An 8,800-nucleotide genomic window follows, 5' to 3' on the forward strand; every position below is an offset into this window, starting at 1 on the left:
GTCCCACAACTCGTCTGGTAATAATTTACCTGCCATGGCCTTCATCCCTCCGTGATTCGACTTGATCCGAAACACAAAAGGACATCATATTGATCCCTACTCAACAACCAACGCAAGATTAGTTTTGTCCGGTGGCTCTTAGATGCAAGATGTTTGGCAAGTGACATCCAAGTAGCATTCATTCCTCTCAAAGTCGCAAAAAAGATATGAAACCTAGCATTTAATTCTGCTGCGTTACGCTTTCGCCGCCGGCGATGGTGCTGAGCGCCATCAGTTGCACTGGATCGATCGTGTCGTCGATCGGGCTGACGTGCCCATCGAGAAACAGGAAATGCACAATGCCGACATGCGAGCTGCCGAATTTCGCCGAGTTGGTGTCGGTTGGTCCCGTGGAAAGCCCGGCCTGTGTGCCGGCAAAAATGGTGCGCGGCTGATCGCCGGAAATGAAGGCGGTGTCGCCTTGGGAGTAATCTTCCATGCCGGCAGCGGTGCCAGGGGGGACAGGCGGAATGTAACGTTCGCCAATGGCGAATGTTTTTGATAATCCATCAGTAACATGGCGGACGGCAATTCGCGAACCGCTGAAAATCGGCCCGGCCTGGGCCGCATTATAATTGCCAAATTGAATGTAGACCGCGCCGGTTGTGTCTTTGGCCGTCGTCATGCCGGTGTTGTAAACGTAGCCGGCGTTGGCCGCGTAATCGCCCAACGTGGCGGCGTGCAATACCAGGGGAGCGGCATCGTTGTTATCGAAATTCCGATCGGCGGCCGCCGACCGCCTGCTGGGGCAGGCATACACTGGCAGCGGCGTGCGCATGGTTTGGGTATTGGCGGCATCGTCGTCGCGCACACCGTTGTTGTAAGCGGTGTACATGGCGTTTTCTTCCATGTAGGGCAATAAGTAGTAGGCCCAAGAAACGGAATACTGATCGTATTGATTGCGGCCCAGCGGGAACAGTTTTCTGGCATCTAAATGCGATTGTACAGCCAGGCCCATTTGCTTGAGATTATTCTGGCACTCGCTGCGTCGGGCAGCCTCGCGCGCCGCTTGCACGGCGGGCAAGAGCAACGCAATTAAAATGCCGATGATGGCGATGACGACCAACAACTCGACCAGCGTAAAGCCCCGATACGCGTGGCGCATGATGAACTCCTTTGCAGCGGCAAATGGCGAACTCCGCGGGGTGGGTGACTGCAGTGCGGAGTCAGGTGGGCAGGATCAGCCCATAATATAGCGGACGCGGCGGGAGGCGGTCAAATCGCGAGATAAATTGGTAGTGTCTTAAAGAAATGGACCTTAGCCGTTAGGGCGAATTGGCACGGGAGTTGAGCGTGGATTGAAGTAGAGAGGCATGGATTTACTTCAACTGCCAGGGTAACGAGCCACAAGTAGTGCTACAAGTAAAAGGACTGCAATCGGACTGGCGAAGATCATCGCGACAGGCCAGAGATTGCTGTGTCGTACCCACCCTTGGTAAGTGCTTGCATAGACTGGAACCATTATCAAAATCGGAAAAAGCGAAGCCACTCGCCATTTCCACTTCCCTGTTGCGAGGGCACATATCTGTAGCGGAAGGTAAACAAGGGCCGAAGCAAATCCCACATATATCAGGCCTAGCGTCATTCCCAAAATCACCATCATGAGGACGGCAATTAACCAAGCGATTAGCTTCTTCATGTTCCGGTAAAGCGGAGTTTCATGGGAATTGCTTTTTCCAGGCAATTTTAATGGCTGGTGGTTTAGTGCCGGCTTCTAGCACCGCCCTTATCTCATCCGCAGACATTCCGCGGGCGAGCATTTCCTGCTTGAGCCTTGTTTCGTTATTCGACTTAACGATTTTAATTGCAATGCTTCCAGCAATGGCAACCAGGCCAAACAGGATAGCACCGCCGAAAATGAGCAACATAATACTATCTGGATTGCTCAGTCTGGTTAGAAGGTCGCCCATAGTAACCTCCGAGACGGGATTTGAAGGGACAGGTGATAATTAGATTATTCGCTATGCGGCTCGAATTATTGCTCTTCATCCCCGTATTGTAGCGTATGGGGCGGGTGTCGGTTCGATGTTGCATTACAACACGCGGCCTAAAAAGGGCAGGCTGATTAGACTGACCCACTACCAATAAATTGGCTACGACCCCAAGAAATCGCGAGCTAGCGGTATTTTTCGAACAGATCGCCGCGGGGCCAATCGTTGATATTGCGGATTAGCTCGACCACTTCTTTCTGCGCGTCTTGCAACGCGTTGCCTTGCGGGGCGTCGGCGGGATGCTCGGTTTCCTCCGGCTTGGCCGTCGGTTTCGAGCTGTTGAATAAAATGACCCAATCGATGCCGCCGGGCAAGTGTTGAATCCACGTCGAAATGCCAGGCAGGCCGCCGTTTTTGCTATAGGCCAAGTTGGCAATGCCGCGATCCCGCTCCCTCATGGTCGCGGCTCTATCGTCAATAGGCTCGTCGTGGAACGGCCAATTGGGCATTTCGCGCACGGTGTCCCAGCCCAGACCAAACCAGCCACCATTTTTGCGAATTTGCAAAGGCGGTTCGGGTCGGGCGAGCATCTCTTGCATCGTGGCGGGATCCAAGAAAGTTTTGCCGGTGCGTGTGCCGTCGACAGCGGTCAGAAATCGCGCCAGCGCGACGGCCGAGCCGCTCCAGCCGCCTGCCGGCGCTGCCGCAGGATTTTTACCCAGTGGCAGGGCCTTCGTCGTGCCGGCGATATATCGCTTGGCCTCGTTCTGCAAATATCCAACGTCATTGTCGGGCCGGCCGACATTCGACATTTTGATGCCGCGAATGCCCATTGGGCCGAGTGTGTTTTGCTCCACGTATTGTACGTAGGGCTGCCCGGTGACTCGCTCAATGACTCGCCCCAAAATCGCAAAGCCGTAGTTGGAATACTTCTGCTCGGTGCCGGGAGCGAAGTCGAACGGCTGGCCATTCATGTAATAAATGAGCTGATCGATCGTAATGGGCAGCGGCACGTTCAGTTCGGTATGAACTTTCTGACCGAAGGTGCAAGGGTCGCCGCTTTTCGAGCGATCCCAACCGCCGGCGTGCTCCAGCAGCGTGCGAACAGTGATTTCTTTCAATTGCGGATCGACTTGCTTCTCCGGCGGGGCACGCAACTCGCCCAACAGCGGGAATACATGGTCGTCCAAACGGAGCCGGCCCTGTTCGACCAGTTTCAATATGGTGACGCCGGTGATCGGTTTGCTGACGCTGGCCAAGCCAACCAGCGTGGTGGGCTGCATCGGGTCATGCGCTTCGATGTCGGCCCAGCCGTAGCCCCGGGCGACAATCAGTTTTCCGCCGCGTGTGACCGCCACGCCGGCCCCGGCCACTTGGTGACGAGCAAGAATTTGCTTCACCACGTCGTCTAAGCGGTCGAGCGCTTCGCTGCCGGGCAGAATTTCGCCCGTGACTGGAATTTGTTCGGCCACACGTTGCACTTGAGCCTCGGCTGCCCGTTGTTCTTGGATTTGGGCTACGGGGGTTTGCGACATTTGAGCCACGGCACAGGGCGATATTTCTTCGCTAATTCCGAACGTCACAGTGCAGACTAATCCAATGTTGAAAAATGCTTTGGCACTGGTCCTACGGTAACTTCCGCTTCGGTACAACATGTTTTACTCCGCCAGAGATGTGAATGCGCTCCGCCGCAATAGACATCTGCTTGAATTCTCAGGCAGTAGAAATCTTTCGGCAAGCCCGATAGTTTTAGGAAAGCGACGGCACCAATCGAGGGCAAGCACAATGGCAATCCAAAAGCAAGCCAGATGCCCCGGAGGAGTCGCTTACGCGGCGCGCCGAATTGATTTTCTTTGGTTCGGCAATGGCGGTGCCAATGGTGGAGTTGCTTCCGTTTGCTCGCCGCCGGCTTGGTCATCAGAATGCTCGATGTGCACCGATGGAGCTGGGTCAGATGATTTGCCGGTGAAGATCCATTGGAGCTGACGACTCCAACCCGAGGCTGCCAATTGCTCTGCGCCAATCAACAGAAACAAAGGGAGAATGTGTACGGTCAAACGAGAAAACGCGGTCCGCAATTGGTACTCCAAATGCAACGGCGTAATCATGAGAATTGCCAAATAAACCAAGGCTATCAATAGAACGACGGCTCTCCAAAATACCACGGTTGCTGGAGGCCGTGAGCGTGACAAAAGTAGCAGAGCCGCTGCGACGAAGGGCACAACGAATTCAAATGTTTTAGTCGAGACCAATTCTTTGGCGGCAAATTTGGCAATGAACGGAAGGCGGGTCAACGTTTGGACAATCCACTCCCAATGCATTGCTTCCGAAAAAGTGCGCATGTAGGGAGACGGCGAAATTCCGCGCCGGTTAACTAACGCGATCAACACACACCCAAAGGCGGCTCCCAACATTCCAGCCGCTGCCAAGAACCGTGGAAGCAATGGTCGAATTCGCTGCGACAGCATGATAACGAACCATGTCCCCGCTGACACGACTGCCCAAATGGTTCCTTCTTGCTTGATGAGTGCCGCGGCTCCCAACATCAGGCCTGCTAAGATTGCTGTGCGCGGGTGTGGGGCGGCCAACCACCGACCGGCGGCGATTAATCCGGCCGTGACAAATGCCGCCAGAGCATAGTCGACTGAACCGCTGAGGCCGGCGCCTTCGTTGGGCATGATCGAGTAGGGCAATAGTAGAAAGGCAGCGCCCCACATCGCCGCTCGATCCGGTGGTTCGAAGCGGCGGATTTCCTCAACCAGGATGGAAGCGATGGCGAGCACAAAACCCGCGAACAACAACTGCATTCCAAGATCTTGTTGCGAGCCTTGAACGAAATCTAAGGTGGCCTCGACCAAGGGAATCAGCAAGGGATAATCGGGGTGGAAATGCAACTGATCGGGGTCATGAAAATCTTCGGAATGGAGATCCCCGGTATCGTACAAGATTCGCGCTTTGCGGCCGTAAATTGCGCGGGCGTCGAAGGTGATTGGCGATTCGACCATGGCAAACCAGGCGAAAATTGCCAAGCAAAGCACCACAAGAACTCGCGGCAGGGGCGAAAGCTGGCCGATCCAGCCGAGCCGGCCCTGCCGGGGCTGTTTCGCCGCAAGTGCTTGCCGACGCTCTCGCCACCGGAGCACCACTTCCGCAATGGTCATGGCGGCGCATAATGCGATCGCTCCCAAGTAACTGCGGTGAGTGATTTTTTGATCGACCAGGAGCGGCAACTGCAACAGAATGCCCACCAGCGCGACACCCAGCAGATATCGCCAACCCCAGGCACTGCGGGCAGACGCCAAAGACAGGGATTGCCGGGGGGCGATTGCCAATTTCGGCGTTTGCAGCCAACGGGCAAGCAGGCTTCCGGCTCCGGTCATGACCGCCAAGGCGGCCAGCAGCGGCAGCAAATGCATGGTGAACCCGGAAACAGCAAATATCATTGGAGCGGCAGAATGCTAGTATTAGCGGGATTAAAGTAGTCGTAGTTGACCACATACGTGATATGATGTTCTCGAACGAATTGATCTTCGGGAACGTCAGGAATCGGCGGATCCCATTTCCAAACGATGTCGAGCGGATCGGGCGCCATTCCCCTGCACCATTTTTCCAAACACCAGCAATATTCACACAAATTTCGCTGTTCGTAAGGGAGCATGTACAATCGACGCGGGTAAAGTTCATACGCCATCACCAAACCGTCATTCGGACCGTGATATAAAATGTTGGCGTTTGGAGGAATTTGTGCGCGGCACTGCTGACAGAAATGATCCAAGTTAGAACACGTGCCATCGGCAAGTTGCCAGACGGGCATCGCCGGATTGTGCAAGTAATATTGCTGGCTGGCTCGTTTCCAGTACGTGCCCACGGAATAAACCAGGGGGAGAATATTGAGGCAAAAAGCCAATAGCACCATCCGTGCTCGCCAGTTCCAGCTAATCCATTGGGCGATCAGTCGCTCGAGAAATGCCCGCAGTGCAGGTCGCGGATCACGCGTGGTAAATGTCGGCGCCAGAAGGATGAATGAAATCGCAGAGGCCCACGCAGGATCTGGTAAGAGCGAAGGGGGTACAGCCTGGCAATTCAAATTGATCCGGACAATACCAATGATGGCGGCCAGTCCGAACAAGGTTCCCCACACAAAAAAAGCCAGCCGCCAAACTGATGCACCCAGATATCGCCGCGCGGCGGCATGAATCTGGGGAGTGGCGAGACTCCAAACTTGTAGGGCCACGAGCGCCACAAAAAAAGCTTTGAGCGGATTTGTGACGCACAAGCTGAAAGGCCAGATTTTTGTCTTCCCTGGTAAATAGCAAGCGAGTGCGCCAACCAGCGTGCTGCCACTGGCTAATGCAATTGCAAGCCAGCGGACCGCGGGCCGACCGAATCGCCAATTCAGCCAGGACTCCGCAGTGGAAAAATGAGGAGAATCATTTCCATTGCCCGTCATGGAGACCTCCGGTTCCGATAGCCATATTTCCTTCGACGAAAGAACTCGGACTAGAGCTCCAATCACAACCACGGCGGCAAACGGTTGAACCGCACCGCCAACAGAGTACGATCGCCAAGATTAGCCGCCTGCGCCGTTAGGGGCGGAAAGCTATCGATTCTTGAGCGAGCGGACAAGGGCGACTGTGGGAAAGCGCGGTGTCAAGGTGGCTTTGCTAGCGAGTTCTGTCCATCGAGATATTCGGCTAGCTAGGAAAGTGCTAAGAGACCAAACCCAAAAGGCTGCCGTTTTCACATTCTGAGCGGTTTACGGCCTGCGGCGCGGCGGGCATCTGCCACCTGGCCGCGGTGGGTCATGGTGTTGTAAATGACCACCAGAAAGCATTGGGCATAGGTGTTCAGGAAATCTTTGACTTGCGGCGGACACGCTTTCGGCGGCTGATCGAGATCGGCATCGCTCATGGAGTCGAGCAGTTTCATGGTTTGGCCGCGCAGTTCGAGAAACTTTTCGCGGATTTCGTCGAAGGCCGGATAGCGGCTGGCGTCGGCGGTGGGCTCGCTTTTCATGCCGAACAGTTCGCCCCAATGGGCCACCGGGTTGGCGTTGCCGAGCATCATGTGCTGAATCACTTCCCCTTCCGTATGTGCCATGTGGCCCAAGACCCACAGCGGATGATTGCCGCCGCGGGGTGTGGGAAACGTTAGCGGCGCGTCTTTCATGTCGTCGATCAGGAGCAAAGCGCCCTGGGCGCTGCCTTCCAATCCTTTGCGAATAAAATCAATAGTTTTCATTGATTATCTCTTAGTTCAAGTTTCGCGGTTTTTTGAGGGGCTGAATTGCTCTACGTAAACGACGCGAGCCTCCGGCACAATGCTTGGTTTCCACACCACGGACATTGGGCAAGGAGGCTCACGCGATGGAACTTGTACCGTCTTTCCTGGCTTGGTTGCAACCCCTGGCGATCTGGATGACCGCACCTTCGTTTGACACCTTGCAGATGTTGGCGACCGGTTGGATGTTTGCTTCCCGTCGGACCGTGACCAGCATCATCCTGGCCGCGGGCGCGGTGGGGCGAAAGCACCACTCGGCCTTTCACCGCTTCTTTGCCGAGGCCCGCTGGTCGCGCGACGCCGTCGGTCTGGCAGTGTTCGATCTGATCGCGCCGTGGCTGGGCGAAATCATTGCCCTGGCGTTGGACGACACGCTGGCCCGCAAACGCGGTTTGAAAGTGTTCGGCGCCGGCATGCACCATGATCCGCTGTTGTCGACACGCAAGACGGCCGTGATGAATTGGGGCCATAGCTGGGTGGTGCTGGGTGTGCTGGTAAGATTTCCCTTTCGGGCCGACCGTTACTTTTGTCTGCCGATCTTGTTTCGGTTGTATTTGAACCGCGAAGCGGCCCCGCGTGCCCGGCGGGTGTATCGCACTCGCCCGGAACTGGCCGTCGAGATGCTGACGGTGTTGTGCAACCAGGGGAAAAACAAGCGTTTTCACGTCGTGGCTGACAGTCTCTACGGCGGGCAGAGCGTGCTGTTGCCTCTGCCGCCCAACTGTGATCTGACCAGCCGCTTGCACTTGGATGCGCGACTGTACGATCGGCCGCCGATGCGCCAGCCGGGCACCCATGGCCGACCGCGGAAGCGCGGTGCACGGGTGGCGACCCCGCGTCAGATGTTGAACGCCCGCTGCCGACAGGTGGAGTTGAAGCTGTATGGCCGACATGATCGGGTGCGCTTGGCTGACGTCCAGGGCGTCTGGCACGCCAACGCTAATCGCACATTGCGGATCGTGGCCGTCGAGCCGGTTACCGGCGGCCGAACCAGGCAAGCGTTTTACTCCACCTGCGTTGATGCCACCGCCGAGCAAGTGCTGGCTTGGTACGCCCAGCGGTGGGCCATCGAACAAACCTTCCAAGAGACTAAAAGCCGCTTGGGCTTTGAAGAGCCGCAAGGCTGGTCCCGCCGCGCCGTGGAACGCACCGCGCCGGTAGCGATGCTGTTGTACAGTCTGATCGTGTTGTGGTTCGCCGCTCATGGTCATCGCTTGTGGCAACCTCCCCAGCGTCCGTGGTATCGCTCCAAACGTGGTCCAGCCTTCGTCGACATGCTTGATACCCTACGCCACGAAACTCTGCGCACTGCAGTTTCTACCTTGGGCCTCCGAGGACCAGGGAGCCGAAAAATCACCCAAGCCTTACAACAGGTCGCCTCGTTGGCTGCCTAAAACCGCGAAACTTGAACTTAGAGCCACCGGACAAAACTAATCTTGCGTTGGTTGTTGAGTAGGGATCAATATGATGTCCTTTTGTGTTTCGGATCAAGTCGAATCACGGAGGGATGAAGGCCATGGCAGGTAAATTATTACCAGACGAGTTGTGGG

At 55.9% G+C, this 8,800-nt stretch carries 7 protein-coding genes; 1 reads left to right on the top strand and 6 read right to left on the bottom strand.

Going from position 1 to position 8,800, the window contains the following annotated elements; translation table 11 throughout:
- Positions 1–220: 220 nt before the first annotated feature.
- From VMJ32_03575 to VMJ32_03600, 6 genes are all read right to left on the bottom strand, one after another.
- A complete protein-coding gene (locus VMJ32_03575; GenBank protein HTQ38079.1) occupies positions 221–1,144 on the bottom strand; it encodes a DUF1559 domain-containing protein in 924 nt (307 codons plus the stop codon).
- A 553-nt stretch (positions 1,145–1,697) separates the two neighbouring features.
- Entirely contained in the window at positions 1,698–1,949 is a 252-nt protein-coding gene (locus tag VMJ32_03580; GenBank protein HTQ38080.1) for a hypothetical protein, read from the bottom strand.
- A gap of 206 nt (positions 1,950–2,155) precedes the next feature.
- Positions 2,156–3,553 (bottom strand): serine hydrolase domain-containing protein, encoded by a 1,398-nt coding sequence (locus VMJ32_03585; GenBank protein ID HTQ38081.1) that lies wholly within the window; start codon positions 3,551–3,553, stop codon positions 2,156–2,158.
- A 243-nt stretch (positions 3,554–3,796) separates the two neighbouring features.
- Positions 3,797–5,413 carry a hypothetical protein gene (locus tag VMJ32_03590; protein ID HTQ38082.1) on the bottom strand — a complete coding sequence of 539 codons (1,617 nt, stop codon included), beginning with the start codon at positions 5,411–5,413 and terminating at the stop codon, positions 3,797–3,799.
- Positions 5,410–6,213, bottom strand: coding sequence for a hypothetical protein (locus VMJ32_03595; GenBank protein ID HTQ38083.1), 804 nt, complete (start codon positions 6,211–6,213; stop codon positions 5,410–5,412). The genes VMJ32_03590 and VMJ32_03595 overlap by 4 nt, the downstream gene beginning before the upstream one ends.
- A gap of 497 nt (positions 6,214–6,710) precedes the next feature.
- The gene (locus VMJ32_03600; GenBank protein ID HTQ38084.1) at positions 6,711–7,211 is read right to left on the bottom strand and encodes a DinB family protein; all 501 of its coding nucleotides are present in this window, start codon (positions 7,209–7,211) and stop codon (positions 6,711–6,713) included.
- A gap of 125 nt (positions 7,212–7,336) precedes the next feature.
- On the opposite strand from VMJ32_03600, the gene VMJ32_03605 reads away from it, so the two are divergent.
- Positions 7,337–8,644 (top strand): transposase, encoded by a 1,308-nt coding sequence (locus VMJ32_03605; GenBank protein HTQ38085.1) that lies wholly within the window; start codon positions 7,337–7,339, stop codon positions 8,642–8,644.
- Positions 8,645–8,800 lie beyond the last annotated feature (156 nt).

The organism is Pirellulales bacterium (assembly GCA_035499655.1).
Taxonomy (GTDB): domain Bacteria; phylum Planctomycetota; class Planctomycetia; order Pirellulales; family JADZDJ01; genus DATJYL01.

What these genes read in the sequence shown, in the direction of transcription:
- VMJ32_03575 (HTQ38079.1), bottom strand. Translation starts at nt 1,144, where the DNA reads ATGCGCCACGCGTATCGGGGCTTTACGCTGGTCGAGTTGTTGGTCGTC.
- VMJ32_03580 (HTQ38080.1), bottom strand. Translation starts at nt 1,949, where the DNA reads ATGGGCGACCTTCTAACCAGACTGAGCAATCCAGATAGTATTATGTTG.
- VMJ32_03590 (HTQ38082.1), bottom strand. Translation starts at nt 5,413, where the DNA reads ATGATATTTGCTGTTTCCGGGTTCACCATGCATTTGCTGCCGCTGCTG.
- VMJ32_03600 (HTQ38084.1), bottom strand. Translation starts at nt 7,211, where the DNA reads ATGAAAACTATTGATTTTATTCGCAAAGGATTGGAAGGCAGCGCCCAG.
- VMJ32_03605 (HTQ38085.1), top strand. Translation starts at nt 7,337, where the DNA reads ATGGAACTTGTACCGTCTTTCCTGGCTTGGTTGCAACCCCTGGCGATC.